Below are 24,636 nucleotides of genomic sequence, written 5' to 3'. Positions count from 1 at the left end.
GGGCAGGGGGCAGGGGGACAAGGGAGAATTATTGAACAAGTTTCTTCCTTGTCTTCCTTGTCTTTTCCCAATGCCCAATGCCCAATGCCCAAGTTTAATGTTGGAGTTCCAAACCTGCTGCCGCATCTAGCAGCCACCAAAGTTCTCCTTGGGGCTGAATTAAGCGGGATGGATAAGTGAAGTCATCGGCTACAGGTGCAAAGACTTGCGCCAAAGCTGGTCGTTTATTAGCACCAGCAACCAGAAAAATCACGCTGCTCGCGGCGTTGATGAAGGGGTATGTGAAACTTATCCGGGGATTTCCGTCTTTGTTACCCACGGTAACTAGGCGATCGCGTACTTTGAGAGCCTCTGTGTGGGGAAACAAAGATGCGGTATGTGCATCATCACCCATTCCTAGTAATACTACATCCAACGCGGGAAACTCGACCCCAGAAGAATTGAAAAATTCTTTAAGCTGTTGTTCATACTTAGCAGCAGCCAGTTCTGGACTGGCTTCCAAGGTTGGTACGGGGTGAATGTTAGCTGCTGGGATGTCAACATGATCTAGCCATGCACGACGCGTCATCAGTTCATTGCTATCGGGGTGATCTGGTGCTACGTAACGCTCATCCCCCCAGAATATATGAATTTTATCCCAAGGCAGTTTTTGATTTGCAATCGCTTCGTATAACGGTTTAGGTGTACTGCCGCCAGATAAGGCGATGGTAAACCGCCCCTGCTGTTCAATAGCAGTTTCTAACTTGGACAGAATTAATTCTAGCGCTCGTGCAACCAGCGCTGCCTGATCTGGTAGAACTTCAACGGTTTTGTTCATGGCTTCATCATTATATTGCTGGCTTCTGGCAATACAATACCGAACTTATTACAATCCTCCTTTTTAACTTTTGAAACATTTAACATCGTGGATTAGGTAGGCTATAAAAACGTAGACGCTCCTTATCACCTTCAACAGTAAATTGTCAGTAGTCAGTCGTACTAACTACTAACTACTCTCATGATTATTTTTATTTACACCCAGTTACTTGATACTTTGTTGATTAACGCCACAGAGGATACATTTATTAATTCTTATTAAAAATTAATAAAACTAATTAATCACAAAGAGTGCTTCCCAGTCAGCGATCGCTTCACGTTGGGCAATTAACAATTCCTGAATTCCTTTTTGGGCGACATCTAGCAGCTGATCCAACTGAGTGCGGCTAAAGCTGCCTTCTTCGCCTGTTCCCTGGACTTCAATGATTCCCAAATGTTGATTCATCACTATATTAAAATCTACGGTTGCAGCCACATCTTCGATATAATTCATATCCAAAAATGGCTCTCCCTCCAGTAATCCTACGGAAACTGCTGCTACCTGTCCACACAGAGGCGATCGCTCTAACACGCCCTCCTGCAACAATTTAGAAATCGCATGAGCCAACGCCACAAACGAGCCTGTAATAGCTGTTGTCCGAGTTCCAGCGTCTGCTTGCAACACATCAGCATCCACAGTTAGCGTGCGTTCTCCCAGTGCCTCAAAATCCACTGCTGCGCGTAAGCTACGTCCAATTAAACGTTGAATTTCTTGCGTTCGTCCAGATAATTTCAATAATTCCCTTTCTTGCCGTTTTTGGGTGGCAGATGGTAGCATTCGGTACTCAGCAGTTAACCAGCCTTTACCAGTTCCTTCGAGAAACTTTGGAACCCCCTTATTAACGCTAACAGTACAAAGTACCTGAGTATCACCGCATCTTGCGAGAACAGAACCGGGGGCAAAGCGGGTGAAACTGGGGGAAAAGCTGATCGGACGTAGTTCGTAAGGATGACGACCGTCAGGACGCTGCCAAGCCATTGGAGTTGCCTCAAGTTTTACAATACTGCCTTAAGATTACCTTAGTGTTGCAAATCATCTGATTGAGGGACATTGGGCATTGGGAAAAAGGAGGCAGAAGTTCTTTAATTTTGTTAGCGCAGCGTTAGCGAGTCCGCGAGCGTCATTTTGAATTGATTTGTCTCCCCTGCTTCTTTATCTAAGGAACTGAAAGCAGAGTCAAAATATTTTGCATCACCATCTCTGGTGACTGGTCGCCGTTGATGGTCAACAAGCAGCGACGACGGTCGTAATATTCTAGGATGGGAATAGTGCGATCGTAGAATAATTCTACACGGCGCTGTACGATTTCTGGTTGGTCATCTGGTAGCGATCGCCCCAAGGATCGGCTAACCATGACTGCTTCCGGGACTTGGAGATAAATTGCCCAATCTAGCTTTTGCCCTAAATCATCCAATAAAAAATCTAATTCTTCAGCTTGGAAGGCAGTACGGGGATAGCCTTCTAAGACCCAATCGCAGTTAATATCTGGTTGTCTGAGGCGTATTCGGATCAATTCAATGATCATTTCATCTGGAACTAACTCCCCTTTTTGCATATAGGGCCGTGCGTGGTAACCTAGTTCACTCAGGCTAGCGTAAACCGAAAGAGAAGTCCGGGGATCGGCTTCTAACCATCGAAATTCCGGCAGGGGCTGATTGCCTGATATTGCTTCCCGTAAAATCTCACCTGTAGAAATCAGAGGAATATCAAAGTATCTGCAAAGCCTTTGTGCTTGAGTGCTTTTCCCCGATCCTGAACCTCCCAGAATCACCAATCTCACAACAATTAACTCCTCATCCTGTCAAATTCATTACTTGCTAAGTCTGTTTTGCCCAAACAACCGGAAAATCTAACATTTAGCGATTTTCAGCCGTTATGCCCAGCTTTTTAAGTAATTGGAACTCTAACTCATGTGTTTTCATTTTTACAACTACTTTCAGAGGAAAAACGAAAATAACCCTTGACTTCAGCGCAAACGTAGTGTTTGACTAAGAATGAAATTTGCCAAATCCACCACACCTGTGAAAAAAAATTGATTATACAGGCAAATTTTTAATCAGTAGTGCCAGCACAAACCTTTAATTTATTGTAAATTTTTGAACTTAACCCTATGGTTGCCCAGCTAGAAACTCCAAGTATAAATTCAACCCTAACCTTACCATATCCAGTTGAAGGACTAGTGCAAGTTTTCACTAGCTCCCACCGCAACTTTTTTACAACTGTTATGGCTCAAGCACTGAGAATAGCTGGACAAGGAACGCCAGTATTAATAGTGCAGTTTCTCAAAGGAGGTATTCGTCAAGGACAGGATCGACCTATACAATTAGGACAAAATTTAGATTGGATTCGCTGTGATTTGCCTCGTTGTATCGATACACCACATTTAGATGATACGGAAAATCAAGCCTTACAAAAGCTGTGGCAGTATACACAGCAAGTAGTATGTGAGAGTAAGTATTCTCTCGTTGTCTTAGATGAGTTAAGTTTAGCGATTAACTTTGGTCTAATTCCTGAAACGGAAGTTTTAGCGTTTCTGGCAAAACGCCCTCCCCACGTCGATATTATTCTCACAGGGCCAGAGATGCCAAAATCTCTTCTCGATGTAGCAGATCAAATTACAGAAATCCGTCGGAGTTATCGACCCTAAACAAACTACTCAGTTCGTGCTAATATATCGAGTCGGTTTGAATTAACGTTAGCAGCGAACTTGTGATTAAGAACGATATCTGGATTACTGAAATGGCTCAACAGGGTTTAATTTCGCCCTTTGAGCCGAGCTTAATCCGAAAAGTGCAAAAAGATGAGTCTGTAGCGGTTCAGCCTGTAATTAGTTACGGTCTGTCTTCTTATGGCTATGATATACGCCTTTCCTCGGCTGAGTTCCGTATTTTTCGCCACATTCCCGGAACTGTAGTTGATCCTAAAAACTTTAATCCCCACAATCTGGAGCCAACAGCACTGCACACAGATGCCAATGGCAGTTACTTTATTTTACCCGCTCATTCCTATGGACTTGGGGTTGCTCTAGAAAAACTGGAGGTTCCTGAGAATATTACTGTAATTTGTATTGGAAAATCTACGTATGCACGTTGTGGCATAATAGCAAACCTAACGCCTGCTGAGGCTGCATGGCGAGGTCATTTAACTTTAGAATTTTCCAATTCTTCCAGCGCCGACTGTCGCATCTACGCTAATGAAGGCGTAGTGCAATTGCTATTTTTAGAAGGTGAACCCTGCGCTATTAGTTATGAAGCAAGACGGGGTAAATATCAGGATCAGTTAGAAATTGTGACTTTGGCAAAGGTATAACTGAATATTCCTAAATAACTCAATTTAATTCATGTTCCTGTTGATCTTTGCGATCGCTCTAAATCATACCCAAAAATCGGAGTGCGATCGCTTGCCTTATCCCACTGCAAATTCTGTCAGCTTTCGCATATAAGGAGGCTGATAAGCCAGCACAATATCCTGCTTAGGAATACCATACTCGACTAATTCATTAGCCACACCAACCTCAGTCCCATCATACTGAATCCAAATCTTATGATCTCGAATATCTAGGTGAATTAAACAGCCATAAACCCGACGACGATTTTCCCAACCCATATTCACAACTTGATAATGATCCTGTTGTAAATCAAAAATAGTTTGCCGTTCGATTTCACCATAGGCAGGTTTAATCTGAGCGTGACTTGTCAGAACTCGCTGGATGATTTGCCGATACTCAGCTAGCTTATCCATTGTACAATTACCTCATTCTCAGGGTCAAATACTAGTAGTTTCAATTGATACTCGTGAATACTCAGTTGTGGCAATTGCCGTGAGAAAAAATCTTCATAAGTTGCTAGCGGAACTGCTAAATAGAGAACTCGCTCTGGTTCTTTTAGTTTGAGCGCTACTCGATAGTTTAAACATTGTCCTAAAGCTGTATGAAACTCAGAAATCGCAGAAGGAGCAACAAAACTCTTGATTTCTACAGCAATTCGTTCATCTTGCTTTTGGGCAGCAATTAACCGTTCTGCACCGAGATCAATTTGTAATTGTCCATCTGCTAAGTCAATAGACAGTGGATCATGTGTAATTGTCCAGCCATCTTTTTGCAAAGCCAATCTAACTAATTGATGGAAAATATCTCTTGCAGACATTCTTTAATGTTTTAAGTGTAATAAGCTATTGCACCTTTAATTTGCACTAATATTTTTTCAATATGATTGCGGGCTGCGCATCTTGCCTGCCCTGATAATGCAAGTTGTATACGTAACAGCTTAACTCGAAATTTTGGCTGTTATGCTAATTTATTATCTGACGTAATAAACACATCAAACAAAAGTTTATTTACTAAATTCCAAAGTTGCTTATCTAAAAAAGTCTGCAATGGAACTCGCGTTCCAACAAACACAGAAGTACTACTTATAATATCTAGCTCAGAGGAAATAATTCGGCGATCGCATAGAACTTCTTGAATATCCATCGTCCTGAAAAATTCTATATGAGATAGTCTAAACCTTCATCGCGCTTCTAGCCAAACCTGTAAATCAGCCAAACTAGTAAAATCTAACAGTGCTTCACTCAAATCTTCCAGAACAGGCAAAGGTAAACCAGAAATTGAGGAGCGTATTTCCTCAGAAAGTTCCCCAAATCGCTTAGTCAATTGCCGGAGAATAAGATTAGCTGTTGCTTCCTCACGTCCTTCCTCACGTCCTTCCTCGCGTCCTTCTTCCTTAATTTCTCGGTAAACTCGCGTTTCCTTAAGCGTGATTCCTAACATAGACTCTACCTCCGCTTGAGTTAATTTTTCAAATCTGTACACCATAATCGTCGTTATTAATTCAATTATGGCGCGACTTGATGGTGATAGCACTTCTTGAGCAGTTCTTGTTAACAAATACCTTGCTTCTTCTGGTGCTTGTTCTTCATCCACTGTAGTTAATACCATCAGTGCCACCCATATAGGTAATTGACGAATATCCCCTAATTCATCTAAATACACCCGGTGTAGTTGTCCGCCGTTCAGCAATGAACGATGAGGATGAATATCGCTTTGTTCGATACTGCGCGACGGGTAAATTATCACTGCTTGCCAGTCGCTAAATCTAGCACGGTTGCGGTAGAAATATAACGAAGATTCAGCCCATACTCTCTCATAAAGTTGTTCATCTTTCTGGAACTGTACCTCGCAAAAATATACAACTCCAGCACCATCGCTTTCAGGTGGTAGAAATACTCCGTCAATTTCAAATTTCGGTTCTTTAACGGCGACTGAATCAAAACGATAACTATCTGCATTATTTGGAGGATTTGCCAGTAGTTCAAACAGCAAAGTGGGAGACTGCTGAAACAGTTTGTAAAATATTGAGTCTCGACGCATGAAAGCATTTTACAAATTTTTTATAAGAAGAATTCAGTATGAATTAATTGCCCCAAGATATGATTATGGTGCTAATCTCGCTTTACCTAGACGCTGCTTTTCATACCATTGTGCGATCGCAGGTGCCCAATCTTCAAAATGAGGCCACATCATTTCACACAACTTTTGAATTTCAAGTTGAGCATCTTTTTTATTTCTCAGGTCACAAAAATGTAAGAAAGACCTTAAATTGAAGCTAACTACAAAATGCTGGCGATAATCAAAAGGTACTTTACCTCTTGCATGTTCTTCAGACATTCCACCCTCAAAATCAGCTTTATATCGTTTAGCTGCTTCTAAACACCACTCCAAGTCTGCTGCTCGCTGCTCTGGTGAATAATGGTACTTTTTGCCTTGTCTATCAGTGTAATAACCAACGGGACGTAAGTAAAAAACATCTTCTATGTCTTTTTTACCTTCTAATACATCAATAAATTGATTGCCTGTGTACCTAAAAGACTGAACATCAAATGATACGCCTACACGATGAGTACGAGCCTGCTGCATGACACTGTGGGGAAAGTAGCCACAGTTGAAAACAATCTGGGGATGCTCTAGAGGCCCATAGTGTCCCCTCTCACCCGCTAAAAGTCGCTTAACAATAACTTCGCCGCTTTGTGACTCCGAGGGCCAGGAGTCGCGCTCATCAAACACGAACCCATCGGTATAGTCTTGGTGCATCGCGGCATAAATTACCTGCTGCGGGTTTGGTGTTTTGGCAATAACCTCTACTCGAAATCGATGCATTAGCTGTTAGGGAATGGATTGGTGACTAAGATTGCTTACGCAGAAGGAGCGGAGCCTATTTGTTAGACATGGCTTTAAACTCGATTCATCATCATATCTCTTCTCTGGCTTGGACTTCTACTTGATTAGATTAAAATACTTTACAAATATTAATAACTTTGTTACAGTTGTTTACATAAAGAGAAGACAGGGAAAAATCCATGCGTACAAGCACTGCTATAATTGACGACCAAGGCAAACTGAACAACTTTGCGATCGAGCCAAAAGTTTACATAGATGAGCAAGGCGATCGCACTGGCTTCACTCCTTATGCAGAAATGCTCAACGGTCGTTTAGCAATGATTGGCTTTGTCTCTCTGATAGCATTAGAAGTATTTACAGGACATGGCATCGTTGGTGTTTTGGCAAATCTGTAAAAACTAATTTTTATAACTTAATTCTCAACAAATATAAGAGACGGTAAATTTACCGTCTCTTAATTTATGTAAAACTTAGTGCTAGAGTGAAAATATACTGATAGCCAAAGCAGTTATCAGCGTAAAAATATTGGGTGAAATATGGCTTTAACTGCTTCAACTATGTTGCCACTAGGCACAAAAGCGCCAGATTTTAATCTACCGGAAGTAGTATCTGGAAAGGCGACTTCACTTTCTACCTTTGCAGATAAAAAAGCACTGTTGGTAATGTTTATTTGTCGGCATTGCCCATTTGTAAAGCACATTCAACAAGAATTAGTGCAGTTAGGAAAAGATTATTTTACAAGTGATTTAGCGATCGTTGCCATTAGTGCTAACGATGCAAAAAATTACCCAGATGATGCGCCAGAGTCGTTACAAGCATTTGCAACAGAACAAGGGTTTAATTTTACCTTATGCTACGATGAGAGCCAAGAAACGGCGAAGGCTTACACAGCAGCTTGCACACCAGACTTTTTTGTATTTGATGACCAACGGCAACTTGTTTATCGGGGACAATTAGATGATAGCCGCCCCAGTAATGGTAAACCTGTGACTGGCGCAGATTTACGTGCAGCCATTGAAGCAGTGCTGGCGGGTAAACCTGTTACGAGTGAGCAAAAGCCGAGTGTTGGTTGCAATATTAAATGGAAACCTGGAAACCAACCCAGTTATTTTGGTTAAAAGGGATTGAGCATTGGGGATTAGGCATTAGTTATTGACAGTGGAAAAACTTTTCCCTATTCCCCATTCCCCATGCCTATCAATGTTTAATTTCCAAATTCAGTATGTAACATCCTAATTGCACTTTTTCTGCCCACAATTCATATTCCAGACGCAAATGTTCTGGCAAGGGATGTCCGTTGAGAGTTAGGCTACTAGTAAAATTTCGTAAACGAATAGGATCGTTAGGTTGCAACGACTCAGTTGGCAACCAATAGCGACTAATGCCATAAACGCCTTGTTCCCAAAAGTGACGGTAACTAACTTGAGCGTTACCTTGCATAGTCATGATGACCCGGTAAGGGGAAATCTCCAGCCACAAAATTCTGGGACTGTTGGGGGCGTAAGCTTTGCTCTTGCTTTGAGGAAGTGTTTCTTCTGGACTTACTACACTCTCTACTTCGCAGCTAATTAGGGGCGGTGCGGTCAATAGTAAATGAAACCTATCTGTATCTTTTTGATACAATGTCGCGGCAGTTTCGACAACAGACCAGATTGGTAGGTCAGTGGAAATAAGTGATAAGCACACGGGCTTGCGGTGATGGGTCAGCATGGGAGCGATAAGGGCTAAAAGCTATTGAACAAAGTGAAATGAACACTCTAGCTGTCTAATAGGTCAGAGTAAGAAACTAAATAGTAAAACAGGCTTAATATTAATGAATCCGCTGATTTGTTAAGCTACACAGATACCAACCAATAGAAATAGGTAGAATATCAGCTTAGACAGCCAAAACGGTACTTTCTCTAGAGAGAGCTAATTCGTAAGTAAAGCTTGTAAATATTCTAAGGCTATAGCCTCAAAACAGTGGGAGTCTTTTTAGATGTTAAGAAACCTTCTTGAGGGAGACTTGCCGTAGATTTGAGTAAGTTTCATACAGCAAAAAGCGATAGGATACTAGGCCAGAAGTCACTAGCAGCGACTTTGTTTGTTGCTGCCGAACTTCAGGTGTATTCAAAAGCCAGTGTATCCTAATGTCGCCTTCTGTTATAACCGTAGAAACTCACGAAGACCTTTCTCACAAGTTAATTATTTAACGGCCCCCTTTTGCCTGTCTTTACGGGGTCATATCTAGGTGGTTGGGGATCTTCACCATCGTCTAATGTTGAGCGCTCTAGCCGAAGGTGAAACCGAAATTTCGTAACTTCTCTTAAAAGAAGAACTCCGCAGCATTGCTAGTTGTTTTCAAGCTATGGATGCCCAAATTTCGGAACTTTGGGACTGAATCGAGCATCGGCCCAGAAACCAATAGTATTAGGGTTATTGGACTGGCTCAACTGTATGGACAAATAAACTAATTAAATTCTACTGGTATATAGTGGCTTTGGGCATTTATACTTTATTAAGGTTGTTTTTAGCAAAATCAACGTTTTTAAATTTTTGCCGACAGCCAAAAAAGAATTAACTTATACTCATTTTCCCATTCATGTTTCTGTATGTGTAACTTATCTTTGTAATCAAATTTATCTGGATTTTTATTAAAACAAAATTTAGTTGGGTATTCTGAACGAAAAAGGATAGCGCAACGCCTTGTAAAGAGTATCTGAATAAAGGGCGTTTTTGCACTCCCATCAAATCATAGGATTTGATAGTCAAATTTCATAGTGGCGGGTCTGAATCCAAAACTGATAGAGCAGAGCCAAGGAGTCTGTGAACATCAAGATTGCTGATTCCTGGATTCTGAATTATTCTTCAACACCACCAAATAGAGGCATGATGAATTCATGCAATGGAGAATTATTGAGAATCTGCCGCATAGAAAGGAGAACTCATGCCTATACTGGCTTCTTTAGTTGCATGACCATCGAAAAGCTTAACAGTAAGATTTCCATTTACCTGTTTTGTAAATGGAATCAATAAGCCATCAATATAATTTTGTGCATTCTCTACAGAATCAAATTCATAAAAACCACCAACAGTATTAGTGTTTACACCACTTAACCAAGTTTTAGACCTCAATCCTGGAAATTTTTTCATTTCTACATTGATTGGAACCCAATCTATCTGACTGAAAGGAATAGATACTTGATACTCGGCATATACGAATACTTTACTCATGGGGATTTTCGACCTAATCTTGAATTTTGTTGCAATGATTTTCTCGGCTCTTCAGTCTTGTTATTTATTCATTGCTGTTGAGGATTTTTGGAACTTTGAAAAATTCGCCTTCCTGTTCAGGTGCACTGTTGAGGATGCTTTCCCGGTCAGGATAAGGTTGCAATTCATCCTCTCGTGTGATGTTGCTGACATCAATCGCTCGTGTTGTTGGAGGCACATCACTAACATCAAGCTCATCCAACTGTTGAATATAATCCAGAATACTTCCTAACTGGGTAGTGAATTGTTCCTCTTCTTCTGGAGTCAACTCTAAACGAGCAAGATTAGCTACTTTATGAACTTGTTCTTGGTCAATCATATTTTTTAGTTAGGAGTTAGGGAGAGACGCGATTAATCGCATCTGTACAGGAGTGAGGAGTTAGGAGTGAATGATTCATAGTTCCTAACTCATCACTTTTAGAAGAATACGTCAATTTGCGATCGCCCGGTGGTTTTCAACCAGTTTTGGGCTTCGATGTAGTTATTGGGAGCCATGCGAATAGCTCGAATCCAATAGTCTGCTGCTTGGTCAAAGAGTGCTTCGCCAGCCTCGTTATCTCCAGCTTCTTTCTCCTTTTCGCCTTGGTAGTGATAAATCACAGCGATGTTGTTCAAGGCTTGAGGCATACGTGGGTTTAACTCAACTGCTTGGTGATACAGTTCTAAAGCTTTGTTGTGGTCGCCATTGCTGGCATAGATTAGCCCCATATTGTAGAGAATATAGCCGCGATCGTTGGTATCTTCTTCTAGTGTTAGAGCTTCTTCATAATATTCCAATGCTTCAGCATATTCCCCTTCTGCTTGGGCTGACATGCCATCTCGATAATAAACAAACGCTTCTTTAGCTTTTTTGTTGGTTGGCAGGATCTTCAGAATAATATCCGCCATCACTGTAAAGGATTTGTCAACAAAATTATCGTTCTTTTGTGTTCTTGGCATAGTTGTGTCTGGGGATTGGGGAACTTGAGGCCCCTCTGGGAATAAGGGGCAATGAGGACTGGGTATTAGGTATTGGAAAAACTCTTCCCTCATCATCTAATCCCCAGTCCACTCAATAGCTAATTTAACTGATTTGTGGGGGCATTCTTCTCACTGAGTGGGATGATGCACTCTGGACTATTATGCCGAGAGTTGTTTACCAAGGTGCTAACTGGATACGCAGTCATTGCTGGCGCTGGATAGGGACGCAATAGCTGCTGTAGGGTTTGGAGCGTTTGCACTTGGGAATCTAGCCATAAATCGTAATCTTGTGGCTCTAGAATCACTGGCATCCGTTCGTGGATAGGTTGGAGTAATTCGTTAGCTGCCGTTGTCAAAATTGTACAAGAGATTATTTCTTCGTTAGCAGGCGAACGCCATTTCTCCCACAAACCTGCGAAGCCGAAGGGTTGCCCATCTTGAAGGCGAAAATAAAATGGCTGCTTTTTGCCTTGTTGTCGTTGCCACTCATAAAAGCCATCAGCTAGCACTAAACAGCGTCGATGCTTAAAAGCCGAACGAAAAGCGGGTTTTTCGGCAACAGTTTCTGCCCTAGCGTTAATCAGCTTTGCCCCCATTCCTGAATCTTTTGCCCATGACGGAATTAATCCCCAATGCAACTGCTTAAATTCACGCTTTTCGCTTTCGGGATTTTGCAATACTGTTGCCACCATTTGCGTAGGTGCGATGTTATATCCGGCTGCTAAATCCACAACTGGCTCGACATGGAAAACTTGAGCTAAAGCTTCTGCTGACTGGTTTAGAGTAAATCTTCCACACATACTTTTAGTCTCAACCACTGACAAAACTAAACATCTCAATCTAGAAAGCAATAATATTTTTTTATTTTTTCAGATAATTTTCTATAGTACTCAGAAGCTCAATATTAAAAAAAATTATCCGGTTTTAGGAAAATATTTTGGTAAGATATTGTATTTTGAACCTCTACTGTTCAACATATTCATAACTGCATTTTAGCATGGAACTACTGCGTTTGTACGATTTTTTACCTTCTGGTAATGGTTATAAGATACGTCTTTTATTGACACAACTAGGTATGCCTTTTGAGAGGGTAGAGCTTAACATTTTGAAAGGCGAGACTCGCACACCAGAATTTTTAAGTAAGAATCCCAACGGAAAGATACCTACTCTGGAAATCGAGCCAGGGAAATACTTGGCAGAATCAAATGCCATATTGGTATATCTGAGTGAAGGTACAGAATTTTTACCCTATGACCGCTTTTTACGAGCGCAAGTGCTGCAATGGTTATGTTTTGAACAGTATAGCCATGAACCTTTTATTGCTACATCCAGATTTTGGATTTCTATTTTAGGTAAAACTGAAGAATATAGTGAAGCTATAAAGCAAAAACGTGAACCAGCTTATGCAGCACTTAGCCTGATGGAAAAACACTTAACTTCTCACACTTTTTTTGTAGGAGAGCGTTACACAATTGCTGATATCGCCTTGTTCGCTTACACTCATATAGCGCACGAAGGTGGGTTCGATTTAACACAATTTCCTGCTATCCAAGCTTGGATAGAAAGAGTCAAAGCTCAACCAAGCTATATCAGTATTACACAAGCGTAAAAAGTCGATTTTGCGAGTTTGTGTCTCTCATTTCTTGGCTCTGTTAGAGGATGTATTGGGTGGGACATCCCCTCACATTCAGCAGGAGGCAGAGTCTTCCCAGAAGATATTACTAAGCAGCAACTAGATATCTGTATCAATTTCTATCAGCTTTTGCCGAGAGGACAAACCTGACTTAATTCTGATATCAGATTTAGCTACATCAAATTTCTTTGCTAGAAGTTTAATTAATTCTTCATTAGCCTTACCATCTACTGGGGGCGATTTTAAATACACAGTCAAACTGCCATCAGGTTGTTCTTCAATTTTTTGCTGTTTTGAATTAGGTTTAACCTTGACTTTTTTTTGCATAACCTATTTTATGTAATTGTCGCAGCCACAACCAACCTAAAACACAACCCAATGCATAATGAGGAAAATCCCACCAAACAAAGGTAGTACCAAGTAACAATTTACCTATCAAGGTGGTGCGAATCTCCTCTAATAGTGGCGGATGCCAAAGTTGCAAGAATTCTAGTATACAAGTGATAATAAAAACCAATATAGGAATTTGGATGATCGCCGCCCGACTTCTGAAAAACCAAAATCCAAACAGACACCAAAATATTTCGTAAAGTATATCTCCTCCGTAGTCATTAAACCACTGATGGGCAAGCCCAGTGTAATACTTAAAGAAAAGGCCCATCGGTACAACGATGAGCACAGAAAGAATAATAAATATTGTTTGATTACGGTTTCGGCGCATTTTATCAGGCTTAAAGACTAAGCAAAATTTTAGCCTCTGCATAGTCGTTTCTAAATAATTCGTAATATTGAATGTTAATTACGAATTACGAATTACGAATTATTTAGTTATGGATATCTTCTGCTACCAGCGCCCACTACACCGATTTTGTGGCGATAGGAGAGTTCGGCACCGAACCAGCCGGAAATGCTAGTCAGTGTACCAACAACCAGCGAGATTAACAGTCCCCAAGGTACTATTCGGGATTCAGCGTCGCCCCAACGCAGGAGAAAGTTGACGAGTGATAAAACCAGGATAGAAACGTTAAGTATCAAATGCGCCCAACCGGCGGTGCGCTTGCGAACTCGTTCAATTTTCAAAAAGTCGCTCAGACCGATCGCAGCAGCGAGTAAGCCTCCAGCTAATCCGAGTCCGATTAACCATAGCGAAGCCCTAGCCCAAAAGAAATCACGAGTTAACCAGTAGCCGATATCACTTCCCAAGGCGGCGGCTAAAAAGGCGATGGGAAAGATTACACTCAGGGGATGTAGAGGATGTCCTGCGATCGCAACTGTACTAGGTACGCCCGTATCCCGATACTCACTGTCGTTACTTTCAATAACTGGTGGAATATTTGGAAAAGGTGTTGAACTTGTTTGCGTTGTGTCTGTAGTTTCCATTATTAGTATCCTGAATTAATTAGTGTCCTATATTCTTAAGCTGAAGGAATTTTTTCAACATAAGCTTCAGCTTGTAGGGTTAGTTTGCCTACTTCTACTTTTAGTTGGTTAACTTGCAGACTCATTCCTTCTAAATCAAAGTTACTCAAATTTAAAATTTCGCTAGTTTGATCTATCAAAGCTTTTGTCAACTCTGGCGACATTTCCTCACTTTCGCCATACTCGACATTTTCCAGAGTAACAGTTTTCCCATTACCGCTGATCCTGGGTACTGCGGCAAAAGCAACTTGCTGATTTTCACCTGTTTCTAATAATTTTATGCTGGCATTTAATGCCACTTTCCCATCACCAGGTAGTCGAAAATCTACATGTTGAGGTTCAATAGTCCTCAGTTCACCGTTAACGTGGATTTTTTGACTTTGCAGTTGCGATCGCACATATTCAGAGTTGAAGGCGCGATTGATATCACCTTCAGTTAATACAACCCGTGCATTAGCTTCAGTAGGTTTAGTGAGTTCAATTTTGCCAAAAGCCACATTCAAAGGATTAATGGCAACACTAGTCATTTGCATTTGCAGCTCCTCCATCCGGAGGTCTTTCTGCATCACCAAACCTTCGCCTTCAATTGTGACTGCATCTACCTGCCCTTGAACAAGTTTAAGCGGGTCTGTTTTGATGTCTACATCTAAATTTTCTACTTCATCTAATTGGCTAGATAATCCTATTTCTGCCGCTTTATTCAGGGCTTGCTCTCCTAAACCAGGATTGTCTGGCATTATTATATTAACTCCTACTTTTAATAGCATATCCTTGAGCTAATTTAATAAATTAGCGTCAGCTTTTTATCTATCTAGCGATGGAGTATAGGCTTAAATATTGTCTATCCAAAAGTATAATTACATTATTTATAATGAATAGAAAATTTTGCTTTTCTATCCAGAATTTTTAAGCCGTAGATGCACAGAAGTTTTTAGTCAGATTTCACTCAAAAGAAAGATTTAAATATAAAAAAATTACTAGTGATATTATTTTTCATAGATTTCCGCTTAAATCTATTTAATAAAAAATTAATAAAAAATTTCGCAACCTACTTTAGAATCGAATTTTGGATTGACACATTATCATATTAATTTTGGATACAGTGCTTAGGTGTAGCCAGCCGGAGGTAGCGCTTTTACAATAATTTTTTCAAAGGCAATATAAACCCAGGCACAACATCTTCACCGCTTAATATTGCCGTAGCTAGATATTGAGTAATTGAACCATCTCGTCGATAAACTAGAGCTTGCTGATTTTTACTATCAATTAACCATCCTAACTGAACACCATTGCTAATATATTCTTCCATTTTGGCTTTGAGTTTTGTCAAGCTGTCATTTTTAGAACGAATTTCAATTACAAAATCTGGTGCTAAGTTAATAAATTTGTCCTCTTGTTGATCCCAACCTTCTGGTAAGCGTCCTTTAGCCACAAAAGCAGCATCAGGTGATCGCACTGCCATATTTGCTAATTTAAAACCAGTACTCGGCCCAAAAACTTCACCAAGCTCCTGACTTTCTACCCAATTGAACAGATAGGCTCCTGCTTTTATTTCTCGATTACCAGAAATTCCACCAGTTGGAGGCATAGTTTCTAAAGTTCCATTAGCATTGCGTTCAAACCGCAGTTCTGGATTTTGCGAACTCATCAGCATTAATTCTTCATCAGTGACAGTATACAAAGACTGCACCGTTATTTTTTCGCTGGTCATGATAATGCCATAGCAAGCTTGATAGATATTTCAATTTTAGCTCTGTACTCCTTTGATCCTTGGCGACCTCTGCGTCTGGAGTAGTCTGTTATCAAATTGGCACAAACGCTTTATTTGGTGGAGTTCTCCTAACCGGAAACGGAGCGTCTCTGGCTTTGCTCCTGAATTTTCAGGGGGAAAATAAGTAACTCTTTGGTATTATCGGACGCTTGTAGATGCCGTCCCGCAGACTAGAAGCACTGTAATCATTGAGGAATTGAACGGATCGTTGTACAAATTGAGGTATTAGTATCTCAATAAAAAATTTTATTTACCCAAAAGTAGATAAAAGTTTCATAAGAACTAGACAAATGGCTTTTTTACAGACACGATATAATCATGTGTCTCACGAACAAATTTTGGCTTTTAGATTATTTCTCTAGATAAAAAATCTTTCTCTCGGTAGATAGGTGTACTTATATTATTATGGCTGCTATGTTACCAATATGACGATAGTAAGACAAAACGCCTTAAATACAACCGTAAGTCCTTCAGTAAATTCTCCAGAAACCTTGGCAGAAAAGGTTATTGAAGCAGAGCGTATGCACGATGTTCTGCTTTTACTGCAAAACTTGATTAACAGTGAAGAAGCCACTGTGAAACTAATTATGGATTGTCTCTATGATGTTGGCTCAGTCAATCTGATCAACCAAAAGCTTCGCCTAAAACCCGTAAACAGGGTGATGAAATTAATTGCGCGAATGTCCAAACCAGTTTTTAGAACTTTGGCTTTAAATTGGTTTAAGAAAAACTGTCCTCAACTGATTACTAATTGGCTGCATACGCAGGTGACTTTTGGAAGTATCCAAAATATACCCCAAGAAGTACCTATTGAAGTTTCAGAACTTCAACCATACTCGATACCACAGAGAGAAAATCTGAGCCAAGAGGTTAAAAATCTGCGCTATCAGGTAAGATTGCTCGCTGGGATTTCAATAATAGCGATCGCTGTTTTAGGAGTAACAGCCGCTAGGTTAAACTGAAACCCATAAGTAGCAACATTATTCAATCTAATAGATCCAGTAAGCTCATTTCGGCGTAAGATGCATTTGGGTTCTAAAAACCCTGACAGCCTAAAGTGGGAATAATTTTTTTCCATCAGGTATTTTGGGAAATATTTGTTTGGCTAACTCCAAGCAGTTTAACTCGTTGTATTGCCAGCATATTTAATTAACTGGCTCAACATATATGCTAATTCGTACTATGACTTTGCCCAAGCCTACCTTGGAGGATATAGAAATACATCTGCTGTTAGAAGGTGTATATCAATACTATGGTTATGACTTTCGCAATTATGCTCTTTCCTCACTCAAGCGCCGCATTCAAAGCTTCATGCAATTAGAGGGGTTCGCAAATGTTTCTGCATTGCAAGAACAGTTACTCCACAACCGTGCTTATTTGGAAAGATTTTTGCTTGCTCTGACGGTGAACGTAACATCAATGTTTCGTGATCCCAGCTTTTATAACACCTTCAGAAATCAAGTTATCCCCTTCTTGCAAACTTATCCGTTTATTCGCATCTGGCACGCTGGATGCTCGACTGGTGAAGAAGTCTACTCAATGGCAATTTTACTACAAGAAGAAGGGCTTTACCACCGTTGCCGCATATATGCCACTGATACTAATGAGAAAGTATTACAAAGTGCCAAAAGTGGTATTTTTTCCCTGAAACTGATGCAAGAATATACTCAGCTTTACCTGAAAGCAGGCGGTAAGAAGTCATTTTCAGAATATTATACAGCAGCTTATGATAATGCTATTTTTCGAGCATCTCTAAGAGAAAATGTTGTTTTCGCCCAGCATAATTTAGCAACTGATAGCTCTTTTAATGAGTTTAATGTCATCCTTTGTCGTAATGTCCTGATATATTTCAATCAGGTACTTCAAAAGCGGGTACACGAACTGTTTTATAATAGTCTCTGCACCTTTGGCATCTTGGGATTAGGAAAACAAGAATCCATCAGGTTTACCCCTTATGAACAGCACTATGAAGAGATAGTCAAAGGTGAAAAACTATATAAGAAAATAGCTGGTGTTTAAAATCCAGATCATTTGAACCACTAGATGAATCTGATTTAGTTAGATTTAACCGTAAAAATAGAGAGAATCTAACTAAAATTGTATTCAAATTAGCACTAAGTATTTTTCAGTAAAAATATTATGAATAAAGTTGTGTAGGCGTAGCCCGTCGTAGACATTGCTGTCAAAAGACAGTCTGTCAAACATTTTTAATTGTGTTCAGAAGATAGATACAGCGTAGACGCATTAGCGAAGCGGTAGCGACGTTCGCGTAGCGTCTCGCAGAGAAGGAGCGTCAGCGGCTTGTTGCTAGGCATCGCTTAAGGTAAATTATACATTAAAGCCTTAAAGGAGATTGTCGATGCAGCTTCTCGAATGTCCTCCTGTTGCAGTCATTGCTGGAGAAAATGCGGTTCACGTTTCTCAACTACCTTCTACATGGCAAGACATTGCTAGAGGAACCACGAGTGTCGGACTTTCTCATCCCCAAAGCTATCTGGAGATGGCACAGTTGTTCTTATATAAATTAGAGCATGGTGATGTTGACTTGTTTAGCGATCGCCCCCAACTAGCTCACTTGATACCCTCATTTTCTCAGCTATTTGGGCAACTAGCATGGGAGACCCTAGAGTTTTTTGGGCAAGACTTTCTCAAACACAGCTATCCAAACTTTGCAGAAATTCTCCGTGATGTGGAGTCAAAGGGGACAGAGTATGCTGATGAGGTAAAAGTGGCTCGCATTGGCATAGATTTATTCAACGAGTTTGGTTATGAACTACCTGCCAGCTTCTATCATGTGCATCTAGCACCAATTTACCGCGATCATGTTTTTGAAGAACGCGCCTTACGATTTGATCAGCGCGATATCGAACACAAACGGGCTTGGGATGCCATACTCCATGCAGGTAAAGTGTTTGCGATTCAGATGAAGGTGCAAAGTATTGCTTCTAAATACGGTTTTACTTATCAACACGGCTGCGGTTGTAACTCTCACCTATCTTCCATTGATGTATCTAGTGGCGCGTTTGAATATGAATTGAGTCCCGAAAAGCGCCAGCGATGGATTCGCAGTTTTATTTGGACTGCTTGGTATGAGTATGCCTTTTTTGCGATCGTGCCAAATACGAGTTATTTAGTATAATACCAATTTGAAAAAAGAATGCGACAAATATACCATTTGTAGAGACGCGATGAATCGCGTCTTTACCCAAGGATGTGTTGAAATCATTAATTGAATTAGTCTAAAGAGAAATAAGTAGAGGGAGTAATTACTCCCTCTACTTATTTACTGCCAAACGTAGATGAGGATAAACAAAATAATCCAGATAACATCGACGAAGTGCCAGAACAACGAAGTCGCGTTCACGCCGAAGTGACCTGTATCGTAGTTGCCAGGGATGAAAGAACGTACCAAAATAATCGACTGCAACAGAATGCCGGTGAAAACGTGCAAACCGTGGAAACCTGTTAGCAGGTAAAACGTCCCGCCAAATACTCCTGTGGTGAAGCCAAAATCTAGGCCGTTCCATTCAATCGCTTGCCCAACCAAAAAGTAAGTACCCATCGCCATTGTTGTCAAGAGATACAGGCGAAATTTTACTAAGTCATGGCGTTGCAGGGCGCGTTCTGCTAAGTAAATTACAAAGCTACTGGCGACAAGAATTACTGTGTTGATTGTCGGTTCTTTTACTTCTAGCCCGGAAACACCAGCTGGTAGCCAGTTAGGGGTTGTTGTTTTGTAGATGGCATATCCGGCGAAAAAACTTAAGAAAATGACGCTTTCAGACAGTAGGAAGACAATGAAGCCAAACATCTTGTTGCCTTCTTCGTCATGGGTATGTTCTGCGCTTGTGTGGTGCAATTCATCTGGATTGATATAACTGTCCATTTTGCTGTTAGTTTGAGGGGAATTTGAAACGCAAAGGAACGCGGAGGGAAGCGCAGAGGGACGCGGAGGGTTTTTGCGTCTTCCCGATAGTTTGCGTTTATTCTGGGAGGTTGGATGTTAAGGGTTCTGATTTGCCGTAGCCGTAGGGTTCGGAGATGATGATGGGGATTTCTTCAAAGTTTTCTACTGGGGGGGGTGAAGAAACTAACCACTCTAGTCCGATTGCACGCCAAGGATTAGCTGGTGCTTTCTCGCCTTGCATCCAAGAAATCACCATGTTGAAAATGAAGGGTAAGGTAGACATTCCTAAGAGAAATCCGCCCAAGCTAGCGATGATATTCCAGAATGTATACTCTGGGGCGTAGGAAGCAACTCGGCGTAACATCCCTTGCAATCCTAATGGGTGCATGGGCAAAAAGTTGAGGTTGGTGCCAATGAAGGCTAACCAGAAGTGGATTTTACCCCAGCTTTCGGAGTACATCCGCCCAGTCATTTTGGGGAACCAGTGGTAGATGGCAGCGTACAAGCCCATTGTCACGGTGCCGTAGAGGACGTAGTGGAAGTGTCCCACCACAAAATAGGTATTGTTAACGTGGACATCGACCGGCACTGAGGAAAGCATGATGCCTGTGATTCCGGCGAACACAAACATGACTAATGCACCCAAGGCAAACAGCATTGGGGTATTTAGCCGCAGTTTACCGCCCCAAATAGTTGCTACCCAAGCAAATACTTTAATTCCTGTGGGGACAGATACAAACATCGTCGTCAACATGAAAATCAACCGCATCCAGCCTGGTGTACCACTGACGTACATGTGGTGTACCCAAACGATACCGCTGACTACGGCAATCAACATTGATGAAACGGCAACTACTTTGTAACCAAATAGAGGTTTACGTGAATAAACTGGGAAGATTTCTGAGAAAATGCCGAAGATAGGCAAAATAATCACATAAACAGCGGGGTGGGAGTAGAACCAGAAGTAATGCTGGAACATAACTGGATTCCCACCCCTAGCAGGGTCGAAAAAGGCGGTGCCAGCAGTGAGGTCAAGTAGCAGCATCACTGCACCAGCTGTTAATGCAGGTAGTCCAAATAGTTGGATGATTTGGGCACTAAATACTGCCCAGACAAACAAGGGCATTTTGAAGAAGCCCATTCCTGGGGCCCGCATTTTCACGATTGTGGTGACAAAGTTCACTGCCCCCATAATTGAGGATACGCCGGATATTGCCACCGCTAAGAGCCAGAGAACTTGACCATTAATCAAGTTACCTGTGGGATTCTGGAGACTTACTGGCGGGTAAGACCACCAACCGGCTTGGGCTGGACCACCACGGACAAAGAAACTACCCATCATGATAATTCCGACTACTGGCACCATCCAAAAGGCGACGGCGTTGAGGCGAGGAAATGCCATATCTCGCGCCCCAATCATCAGGGGTACTAAATAGTTGGCAAAACCAACGAGTGAGGGAAATGTCCACAAAAACAGCATCACAGTGCCGTGCATGGTGAACATACCGTTGTAGACGGTGCGATCGACTAAATCTGATTCGGGTGTCATCAGTTCTCCCCGCATCACCATCGCAAAGATACCGCCGACGAGAAAGAAGAAAAATGAGGTAACGAGATACTGAATACCAATTACCTTGTGGTCAGTACTAAAGCTGAAGTATTCTTTCCAATTACTTGGAGATTCGTGGTTATGCTTCTCATCAGGGAGAAGGATACCTTCAATAGGAACATTAGTCATGATTACTTTCCTTTCAACCAGGTGAATTGACTAGAGGAGGTGCAGCAGGTGGAACTGTAACCCAACCAGTTTGGACTGATTGATTGGATGTTTGGGCATACTCAGAAGCTGCCTGATTATTTGCTACGGATGGCTTTTGGGTTGCAGCTTGGGCGAGCCATTGCTGATAATCTTCAGGAGATTCGACAACCACATTCGCCTGCATCGTCGCAAAGTATGTACCGCTATATTGAGAATCGGTCAATCGATATTGTCCGGGGCGGATGGGAGTAAATTCAAAGTCGATCGCATGGTTGGGAATAATATCCTGCTTGAGGCGAAATGCAGGTATATAGAAGCCGTGCAAAACATCCTGTGATTTCAGGGCTAAACGTATTCTGCGATCGCTAGGTAAATGCAATTCGGTACTGGTAATATCTCTTTCGGGATAATGAAAAACCCACGCCCACTGTTTAGCTAGTACGTCGATTTTTTCTACAGGTTCTGCTAAACCGTTGGCTGGGGCATCTTTTGGTTCTGCATAAGCCGATTCCATTCCCAACGGATTATGCAGGTGAACTATTTCCGATGGGCCTTGAATCCCCATTTGTTCGTAAACTTGGTAGCTGTAACCCGCAATCCACAACACTAACAGAATTGGAATTGCTGTCCAGACAACTTCTAAGGTGATATTACCTTCAATTGGGGGGCCGTCAGTGAAGTCATCTTTGACTGCCCGATGGAAGATCACAGAATACATCAGAGTACTTGTTACTCCCAAGAAGATGAAGGCACCAAGGGTTACTAAGAAGCTAATCAAATCATCAATTAGTAGGGATTCGGCTGCTGCTTGGGGAGGAAGCCAGGAGTAAGCCTGCTTCCCGATCCAGAGACTGGTAATAGTCACTGCGATCGCGCCTGTAAGCAGCGTCAAAATATTTAAAATCTTCTGGATTTTCATGGTCATTAGTCATTAGTCATTGGTCATTGGTCATTAGTCAAATGACTAATACTTACTTGAGTGTTGTATTGAGGTCTTGGTGCGATCGCAGCAAATTATCTGCTGTATTGTGTACGCCAAACTCGGCAGCCATTTGCGCCCCTAGTGTCCCGTGGACGTACAGAATGAACATGATTGCTATGCCTGCCAACAGATAGATCCATTGCACTTCTCTATCTGTCTGTTTATATTCTTGTTTGGCCCAAACGAAGCGCTGCCATCCTCTCCAGATGGTCAGGACAACAATCAGCGCTAATAAGAACACACCACCCACACCATGCCAAAGCATAGTTTCCATTGCCTGCAATCCCCAGGCACTTTTCATATCAGCTGGTGGTGTTGCCAACAGCATTTCGTAAAAGCCTGCTGCCACTGTGAAAAATGTGATGATGCTGGCAGCTAGCATGTTGTACCAGCCAACATCAAATAAGTTGTCACGTTCCACAGTAATTGCTAAAAATTTGAAGACCCATTTTTCAAAGGGGAACAGAACACCGACAATATCAAAGGTCATTCCAATGATGAACAAACCTATTGTCAGATGGACTAAGTTGGGATGAATGGGAATTGTGTAAGGTAATCCGTTTGCACCTAAAGAGCCGCTCAATTGATCAATTAATTCTGAATTCATCGCAACAGACCATCCTTTACTGCTTCCACAACTGGCACTGTATGCAATCCATACACCCAAACAAGTTCATCTCCGAGATATACCTGCAAGCCAACTATCAGGGTCAAAATTAACCCGGCTCCCAAATAATAAATTGATATTTTTTGCGGGTTGCGGGCACGAATTACATAGCGCCAAGCTGTAATTGCCGTGATGATTCCCGAAAGCGACCAGCCAATCAGCGTATGTAAATTCAGCACTGATTTAGCGAGGCTGTAAGGCTGTGCTAAACCTGCTTCAAACTGACCAAAAATGATCGCGACGAAGATGGCGATCGTCGCAACTAACATATTCCACCAACTCACTTCAAAAAGACTGGTTTTACCAGTAAAATAGCCAACTACATCGCAGAAAAAGGAAAACAATACCATCGCAATTACGAAGTGGACAACGATGGGATGAATCGTATCTGGATAGGGTAGATTGTGGTCGTTCAAAGATGTCAAATACTCAAGCATTGTTTCTCCTGGACATATCTACCGCACTTTGGTCAAACTTCAATAATCGATGGATACTCGCTAACATCACCACAAGTATCTATCCATAATTGACTAGAATCTGTTCAATATCTGCGCGGTGTAATACGCTTAATCATGTCTTAGCTTTTGGTAGACAAATCTAGTAAACTTGCCTACAGGAAATAATTTTGGTTGCGATTAATTTCCTCATGCCAATAGTCTGCAACAGCAATTTTTGATGTAGCTAAACCAAATCACTGTCGTTTGTTGATTTGCTTAACCTATCTTTTAGCTTAAGTAAATTTTTATGAATTGTCAAAGCAATAATAATTAAAATTTTAAAAGTTACTTATTTAGCAGTAAATTATTCTCGTAATGTAGCGATTCTGGCATTAATTAAAATATTAAAAAGCCTAAATGAAATATTTTTTTTGTAACCTATTTCACAATCCTAAAATATTTATTTGTAATACAAATGACATTGCAGGTGTTTTTCACCAAATTGTTTAATTTCATTGTTGTACATTAAATAATTATTGTCACTTTTAAAGAATTAATGTCCAGTTTTACGATAGCTGTCTAACAAGCTCAAAGCCTTGCCACAAAACTCTTTGAGCTATATTTCTGCTTTTATTATTCTCTCACCACTTTTAAAGTAAATGATGTCATTTTTCTGATAGACTTTTAAAGTAAAAATGGAGAATAACGGATTCGAACCGATGACCTCTGCGGTGCGATCGCAGCACTCTACCAACTGAGCTAATTCCCCTTAATCGGTTTTAAGTCAAGAGTACTATTACTCATTAACTCAAAACATT

General features: G+C 41.1%; 31 protein-coding genes and 1 tRNA gene. 8 read left to right on the top strand and 24 right to left on the bottom strand.

Annotated elements, in window-relative coordinates:
• Nucleotides 1-94: 94 nt before the first annotated feature.
• The 3 genes from pgl to F8R90_RS16995 form a co-directional block, all read right to left on the bottom strand.
• A complete protein-coding gene (gene pgl, locus F8R90_RS17005) occupies nt 95-817 on the bottom strand; it encodes a 6-phosphogluconolactonase (protein WP_196511721.1) in 723 nt (240 codons plus the stop codon).
• A 273-nt stretch (nt 818-1,090) separates the two neighbouring features.
• Complete coding sequence (rph, locus tag F8R90_RS17000) at nt 1,091-1,834, bottom strand: ribonuclease PH (RefSeq protein ID WP_196511720.1); 744 nt, start codon at nt 1,832-1,834, stop codon at nt 1,091-1,093.
• A 178-nt stretch (nt 1,835-2,012) separates the two neighbouring features.
• Nucleotides 2,013-2,636, bottom strand: coding sequence for an adenylate kinase family protein (locus F8R90_RS16995; protein WP_196511719.1), 624 nt, complete (start codon nt 2,634-2,636; stop codon nt 2,013-2,015).
• 330 nt (nt 2,637-2,966) lie between these two features.
• On the opposite strand from F8R90_RS16995, the gene F8R90_RS16990 reads away from it, so the two are divergent.
• Together F8R90_RS16990 and dcd are read left to right on the top strand one after the other, a co-directional pair.
• Nucleotides 2,967-3,503: a P-loop NTPase family protein gene (locus F8R90_RS16990; RefSeq protein ID WP_190895642.1), complete on the top strand. Its 537-nt coding sequence runs from the start codon at nt 2,967-2,969 to the stop codon at nt 3,501-3,503.
• A gap of 92 nt (nt 3,504-3,595) precedes the next feature.
• Entirely contained in the window at nt 3,596-4,165 is a 570-nt protein-coding gene (gene dcd / locus F8R90_RS16985; protein WP_230966365.1) for a dCTP deaminase, read from the top strand.
• A gap of 96 nt (nt 4,166-4,261) precedes the next feature.
• Here dcd and F8R90_RS16980 read toward each other — a convergent pair whose 3' ends face one another.
• The 5 genes from F8R90_RS16980 to thyX form a co-directional block, all read right to left on the bottom strand.
• Nucleotides 4,262-4,597, bottom strand: coding sequence for a XisI protein (locus tag F8R90_RS16980; protein WP_196511717.1), 336 nt, complete (start codon nt 4,595-4,597; stop codon nt 4,262-4,264).
• The gene (locus F8R90_RS16975; protein WP_196511716.1) at nt 4,585-5,001 is read right to left on the bottom strand and encodes a XisH family protein; all 417 of its coding nucleotides are present in this window, start codon (nt 4,999-5,001) and stop codon (nt 4,585-4,587) included. The genes F8R90_RS16980 and F8R90_RS16975 overlap by 13 nt, the downstream gene beginning before the upstream one ends.
• Before the next feature lie 140 nt (nt 5,002-5,141).
• A complete protein-coding gene (locus F8R90_RS16970) occupies nt 5,142-5,327 on the bottom strand; it encodes a hypothetical protein (RefSeq protein WP_196511715.1) in 186 nt (61 codons plus the stop codon).
• A 36-nt stretch (nt 5,328-5,363) separates the two neighbouring features.
• Nucleotides 5,364-6,224: an Rpn family recombination-promoting nuclease/putative transposase gene (locus F8R90_RS16965; RefSeq protein WP_196511714.1), complete on the bottom strand. Its 861-nt coding sequence runs from the start codon at nt 6,222-6,224 to the stop codon at nt 5,364-5,366.
• A 63-nt stretch (nt 6,225-6,287) separates the two neighbouring features.
• Entirely contained in the window at nt 6,288-7,010 is a 723-nt protein-coding gene (gene thyX, locus F8R90_RS16960; RefSeq protein ID WP_196511713.1) for an FAD-dependent thymidylate synthase, read from the bottom strand.
• A 200-nt stretch (nt 7,011-7,210) separates the two neighbouring features.
• On the opposite strand from thyX, the gene F8R90_RS16955 reads away from it, so the two are divergent.
• Together F8R90_RS16955 and F8R90_RS16950 are read left to right on the top strand one after the other, a co-directional pair.
• The gene (locus F8R90_RS16955) at nt 7,211-7,426 is read left to right on the top strand and encodes a chlorophyll a/b-binding protein (RefSeq protein ID WP_114083012.1); all 216 of its coding nucleotides are present in this window, start codon (nt 7,211-7,213) and stop codon (nt 7,424-7,426) included.
• A gap of 141 nt (nt 7,427-7,567) precedes the next feature.
• Nucleotides 7,568-8,149, top strand: a complete 582-nt coding sequence (locus tag F8R90_RS16950; protein WP_100898998.1) for a thioredoxin family protein — start codon at nt 7,568-7,570, stop codon at nt 8,147-8,149.
• A gap of 79 nt (nt 8,150-8,228) precedes the next feature.
• On the opposite strand, the gene F8R90_RS16945 is transcribed toward F8R90_RS16950, so the two are convergent.
• From F8R90_RS16945 to F8R90_RS16925, 5 genes are all read right to left on the bottom strand, one after another.
• On the bottom strand, nt 8,229-8,741 hold the full coding sequence (locus F8R90_RS16945; RefSeq protein WP_196511712.1) for a hypothetical protein: 513 nt from the start codon (nt 8,739-8,741) through the stop codon (nt 8,229-8,231).
• 1,182 nt (nt 8,742-9,923) lie between these two features.
• On the bottom strand, nt 9,924-10,244 hold the full coding sequence (locus F8R90_RS16940) for a YdhR family protein (RefSeq protein WP_196511711.1): 321 nt from the start codon (nt 10,242-10,244) through the stop codon (nt 9,924-9,926).
• Between the two features lie 64 nt (nt 10,245-10,308).
• A complete protein-coding gene (gene gatC, locus F8R90_RS16935; RefSeq protein WP_196511710.1) occupies nt 10,309-10,602 on the bottom strand; it encodes an Asp-tRNA(Asn)/Glu-tRNA(Gln) amidotransferase subunit GatC in 294 nt (97 codons plus the stop codon).
• A gap of 98 nt (nt 10,603-10,700) precedes the next feature.
• Complete coding sequence (locus F8R90_RS16930; RefSeq protein ID WP_100902961.1) at nt 10,701-11,222, bottom strand: photosystem I assembly protein Ycf3; 522 nt, start codon at nt 11,220-11,222, stop codon at nt 10,701-10,703.
• 119 nt (nt 11,223-11,341) lie between these two features.
• Nucleotides 11,342-12,043, bottom strand: a complete 702-nt coding sequence (locus F8R90_RS16925) for an SOS response-associated peptidase (protein ID WP_196511709.1) — start codon at nt 12,041-12,043, stop codon at nt 11,342-11,344.
• Nucleotides 12,044-12,240: 197 nt separating this feature from the next.
• On the opposite strand from F8R90_RS16925, the gene F8R90_RS16920 reads away from it, so the two are divergent.
• On the top strand, nt 12,241-12,852 hold the full coding sequence (locus F8R90_RS16920; protein ID WP_196511708.1) for a glutathione S-transferase family protein: 612 nt from the start codon (nt 12,241-12,243) through the stop codon (nt 12,850-12,852).
• A 123-nt stretch (nt 12,853-12,975) separates the two neighbouring features.
• On the opposite strand, the gene F8R90_RS16915 is transcribed toward F8R90_RS16920, so the two are convergent.
• The 5 genes from F8R90_RS16915 to F8R90_RS16895 all read right to left on the bottom strand — a co-directional run bounded on the left by F8R90_RS16915 (nt 12,976) and on the right by F8R90_RS16895 (nt 16,006).
• A complete protein-coding gene (locus F8R90_RS16915) occupies nt 12,976-13,203 on the bottom strand; it encodes a DUF167 domain-containing protein (protein ID WP_190895654.1) in 228 nt (75 codons plus the stop codon).
• Entirely contained in the window at nt 13,181-13,597 is a 417-nt protein-coding gene (locus F8R90_RS16910; protein ID WP_196511707.1) for a ribosomal maturation YjgA family protein, read from the bottom strand. The genes F8R90_RS16915 and F8R90_RS16910 overlap by 23 nt, the downstream gene beginning before the upstream one ends.
• A 107-nt stretch (nt 13,598-13,704) precedes the next feature.
• Complete coding sequence (locus tag F8R90_RS16905) at nt 13,705-14,256, bottom strand: DUF2231 domain-containing protein (RefSeq protein ID WP_190895655.1); 552 nt, start codon at nt 14,254-14,256, stop codon at nt 13,705-13,707.
• A 35-nt stretch (nt 14,257-14,291) separates the two neighbouring features.
• The gene (locus F8R90_RS16900) at nt 14,292-15,032 is read right to left on the bottom strand and encodes an LmeA family phospholipid-binding protein (protein WP_196511706.1); all 741 of its coding nucleotides are present in this window, start codon (nt 15,030-15,032) and stop codon (nt 14,292-14,294) included.
• A 398-nt stretch (nt 15,033-15,430) separates the two neighbouring features.
• On the bottom strand, nt 15,431-16,006 hold the full coding sequence (locus F8R90_RS16895; protein WP_196511705.1) for a Uma2 family endonuclease: 576 nt from the start codon (nt 16,004-16,006) through the stop codon (nt 15,431-15,433).
• A gap of 485 nt (nt 16,007-16,491) precedes the next feature.
• On the opposite strand from F8R90_RS16895, the gene F8R90_RS16890 reads away from it, so the two are divergent.
• The 3 genes from F8R90_RS16890 (at nt 16,492) to F8R90_RS16880 (ending at nt 19,205) form a co-directional block, all read left to right on the top strand.
• Complete coding sequence (locus F8R90_RS16890) at nt 16,492-17,028, top strand: hypothetical protein (RefSeq protein ID WP_196511704.1); 537 nt, start codon at nt 16,492-16,494, stop codon at nt 17,026-17,028.
• 220 nt (nt 17,029-17,248) lie between these two features.
• Nucleotides 17,249-18,085: a CheR family methyltransferase gene (locus F8R90_RS16885; RefSeq protein WP_196511725.1), complete on the top strand. Its 837-nt coding sequence runs from the start codon at nt 17,249-17,251 to the stop codon at nt 18,083-18,085.
• 340 nt (nt 18,086-18,425) lie between these two features.
• Nucleotides 18,426-19,205 carry a hypothetical protein gene (locus tag F8R90_RS16880; RefSeq protein WP_196511703.1) on the top strand — a complete coding sequence of 260 codons (780 nt, stop codon included), beginning with the start codon at nt 18,426-18,428 and terminating at the stop codon, nt 19,203-19,205.
• A 144-nt stretch (nt 19,206-19,349) separates the two neighbouring features.
• Here F8R90_RS16880 and F8R90_RS16875 read toward each other — a convergent pair whose 3' ends face one another.
• The 6 genes from F8R90_RS16875 to F8R90_RS16850 form a co-directional block, all read right to left on the bottom strand.
• Entirely contained in the window at nt 19,350-19,952 is a 603-nt protein-coding gene (locus tag F8R90_RS16875; RefSeq protein WP_196511702.1) for a cytochrome c oxidase subunit 3, read from the bottom strand.
• A 97-nt stretch (nt 19,953-20,049) separates the two neighbouring features.
• Nucleotides 20,050-21,711: a cytochrome c oxidase subunit I gene (gene ctaD / locus F8R90_RS16870; protein ID WP_196511701.1), complete on the bottom strand. Its 1,662-nt coding sequence runs from the start codon at nt 21,709-21,711 to the stop codon at nt 20,050-20,052.
• Between the two features lie 13 nt (nt 21,712-21,724).
• Entirely contained in the window at nt 21,725-22,651 is a 927-nt protein-coding gene (locus F8R90_RS16865; RefSeq protein ID WP_196511724.1) for a cytochrome c oxidase subunit II, read from the bottom strand.
• 52 nt (nt 22,652-22,703) lie between these two features.
• Nucleotides 22,704-23,321, bottom strand: a complete 618-nt coding sequence (locus tag F8R90_RS16860; protein ID WP_196511700.1) for a DUF2231 domain-containing protein — start codon at nt 23,319-23,321, stop codon at nt 22,704-22,706.
• Nucleotides 23,318-23,818 carry a DUF2231 domain-containing protein gene (locus tag F8R90_RS16855; protein ID WP_190895663.1) on the bottom strand — a complete coding sequence of 167 codons (501 nt, stop codon included), beginning with the start codon at nt 23,816-23,818 and terminating at the stop codon, nt 23,318-23,320. Before F8R90_RS16855 ends, F8R90_RS16860 begins: the two co-directional genes overlap by 4 nt.
• A 696-nt stretch (nt 23,819-24,514) precedes the next feature.
• A tRNA-Ala gene (locus F8R90_RS16850) sits at nt 24,515-24,587 on the bottom strand.
• Between the last annotated feature and the right edge of the window lie 49 nt (nt 24,588-24,636).

It is taken from the genome of Nostoc sp. NZL (genome assembly GCF_015714705.1).
Lineage (GTDB): Bacteria > Cyanobacteriota > Cyanobacteriia > Cyanobacteriales > Nostocaceae > Nostoc > Nostoc foliaceum_A.
Note: the sequence above shows the minus strand (reverse complement) of the source record. Positions and strands in the feature narration are given on the sequence as shown.

Bases quoted from the DNA above. Each gene is read 5' to 3' on its own strand.
- pgl (WP_196511721.1), bottom strand. From the start codon at position 817: ATGAACAAAACCGTTGAAGTTCTACCAGATCAGGCAGCGCTGGTTGCA.
- rph (WP_196511720.1), bottom strand. From the start codon at position 1,834: ATGGCTTGGCAGCGTCCTGACGGTCGTCATCCTTACGAACTACGTCCG.
- F8R90_RS16990 (WP_190895642.1), top strand. From the start codon at position 2,967: ATGGTTGCCCAGCTAGAAACTCCAAGTATAAATTCAACCCTAACCTTA.
- dcd (WP_230966365.1), top strand. From the start codon at position 3,596: ATGGCTCAACAGGGTTTAATTTCGCCCTTTGAGCCGAGCTTAATCCGA.
- F8R90_RS16980 (WP_196511717.1), bottom strand. From the start codon at position 4,597: ATGGATAAGCTAGCTGAGTATCGGCAAATCATCCAGCGAGTTCTGACA.
- F8R90_RS16975 (WP_196511716.1), bottom strand. From the start codon at position 5,001: ATGTCTGCAAGAGATATTTTCCATCAATTAGTTAGATTGGCTTTGCAA.
- F8R90_RS16970 (WP_196511715.1), bottom strand. From the start codon at position 5,327: ATGGATATTCAAGAAGTTCTATGCGATCGCCGAATTATTTCCTCTGAG.
- F8R90_RS16965 (WP_196511714.1), bottom strand. From the start codon at position 6,224: ATGCGTCGAGACTCAATATTTTACAAACTGTTTCAGCAGTCTCCCACT.
- thyX (WP_196511713.1), bottom strand. From the start codon at position 7,010: ATGCATCGATTTCGAGTAGAGGTTATTGCCAAAACACCAAACCCGCAG.
- F8R90_RS16955 (WP_114083012.1), top strand. From the start codon at position 7,211: ATGCGTACAAGCACTGCTATAATTGACGACCAAGGCAAACTGAACAAC.
- F8R90_RS16950 (WP_100898998.1), top strand. From the start codon at position 7,568: ATGGCTTTAACTGCTTCAACTATGTTGCCACTAGGCACAAAAGCGCCA.
- F8R90_RS16945 (WP_196511712.1), bottom strand. From the start codon at position 8,741: ATGCTGACCCATCACCGCAAGCCCGTGTGCTTATCACTTATTTCCACT.
- F8R90_RS16940 (WP_196511711.1), bottom strand. From the start codon at position 10,244: ATGAGTAAAGTATTCGTATATGCCGAGTATCAAGTATCTATTCCTTTC.
- gatC (WP_196511710.1), bottom strand. From the start codon at position 10,602: ATGATTGACCAAGAACAAGTTCATAAAGTAGCTAATCTTGCTCGTTTA.
- F8R90_RS16930 (WP_100902961.1), bottom strand. From the start codon at position 11,222: ATGCCAAGAACACAAAAGAACGATAATTTTGTTGACAAATCCTTTACA.
- F8R90_RS16925 (WP_196511709.1), bottom strand. From the start codon at position 12,043: ATGTGTGGAAGATTTACTCTAAACCAGTCAGCAGAAGCTTTAGCTCAA.
- F8R90_RS16920 (WP_196511708.1), top strand. From the start codon at position 12,241: ATGGAACTACTGCGTTTGTACGATTTTTTACCTTCTGGTAATGGTTAT.
- F8R90_RS16915 (WP_190895654.1), bottom strand. From the start codon at position 13,203: ATGCAAAAAAAAGTCAAGGTTAAACCTAATTCAAAACAGCAAAAAATT.
- F8R90_RS16910 (WP_196511707.1), bottom strand. From the start codon at position 13,597: ATGCGCCGAAACCGTAATCAAACAATATTTATTATTCTTTCTGTGCTC.
- F8R90_RS16905 (WP_190895655.1), bottom strand. From the start codon at position 14,256: ATGGAAACTACAGACACAACGCAAACAAGTTCAACACCTTTTCCAAAT.
- F8R90_RS16900 (WP_196511706.1), bottom strand. From the start codon at position 15,032: ATGCCAGACAATCCTGGTTTAGGAGAGCAAGCCCTGAATAAAGCGGCA.
- F8R90_RS16895 (WP_196511705.1), bottom strand. From the start codon at position 16,006: ATGACCAGCGAAAAAATAACGGTGCAGTCTTTGTATACTGTCACTGAT.
- F8R90_RS16890 (WP_196511704.1), top strand. From the start codon at position 16,492: ATGACGATAGTAAGACAAAACGCCTTAAATACAACCGTAAGTCCTTCA.
- F8R90_RS16885 (WP_196511725.1), top strand. From the start codon at position 17,249: ATGACTTTGCCCAAGCCTACCTTGGAGGATATAGAAATACATCTGCTG.
- F8R90_RS16880 (WP_196511703.1), top strand. From the start codon at position 18,426: ATGCAGCTTCTCGAATGTCCTCCTGTTGCAGTCATTGCTGGAGAAAAT.
- F8R90_RS16875 (WP_196511702.1), bottom strand. From the start codon at position 19,952: ATGGACAGTTATATCAATCCAGATGAATTGCACCACACAAGCGCAGAA.
- ctaD (WP_196511701.1), bottom strand. From the start codon at position 21,711: ATGACTAATGTTCCTATTGAAGGTATCCTTCTCCCTGATGAGAAGCAT.
- F8R90_RS16865 (WP_196511724.1), bottom strand. From the start codon at position 22,651: ATGAAAATCCAGAAGATTTTAAATATTTTGACGCTGCTTACAGGCGCG.
- F8R90_RS16860 (WP_196511700.1), bottom strand. From the start codon at position 23,321: ATGAATTCAGAATTAATTGATCAATTGAGCGGCTCTTTAGGTGCAAAC.
- F8R90_RS16855 (WP_190895663.1), bottom strand. From the start codon at position 23,818: ATGCTTGAGTATTTGACATCTTTGAACGACCACAATCTACCCTATCCA.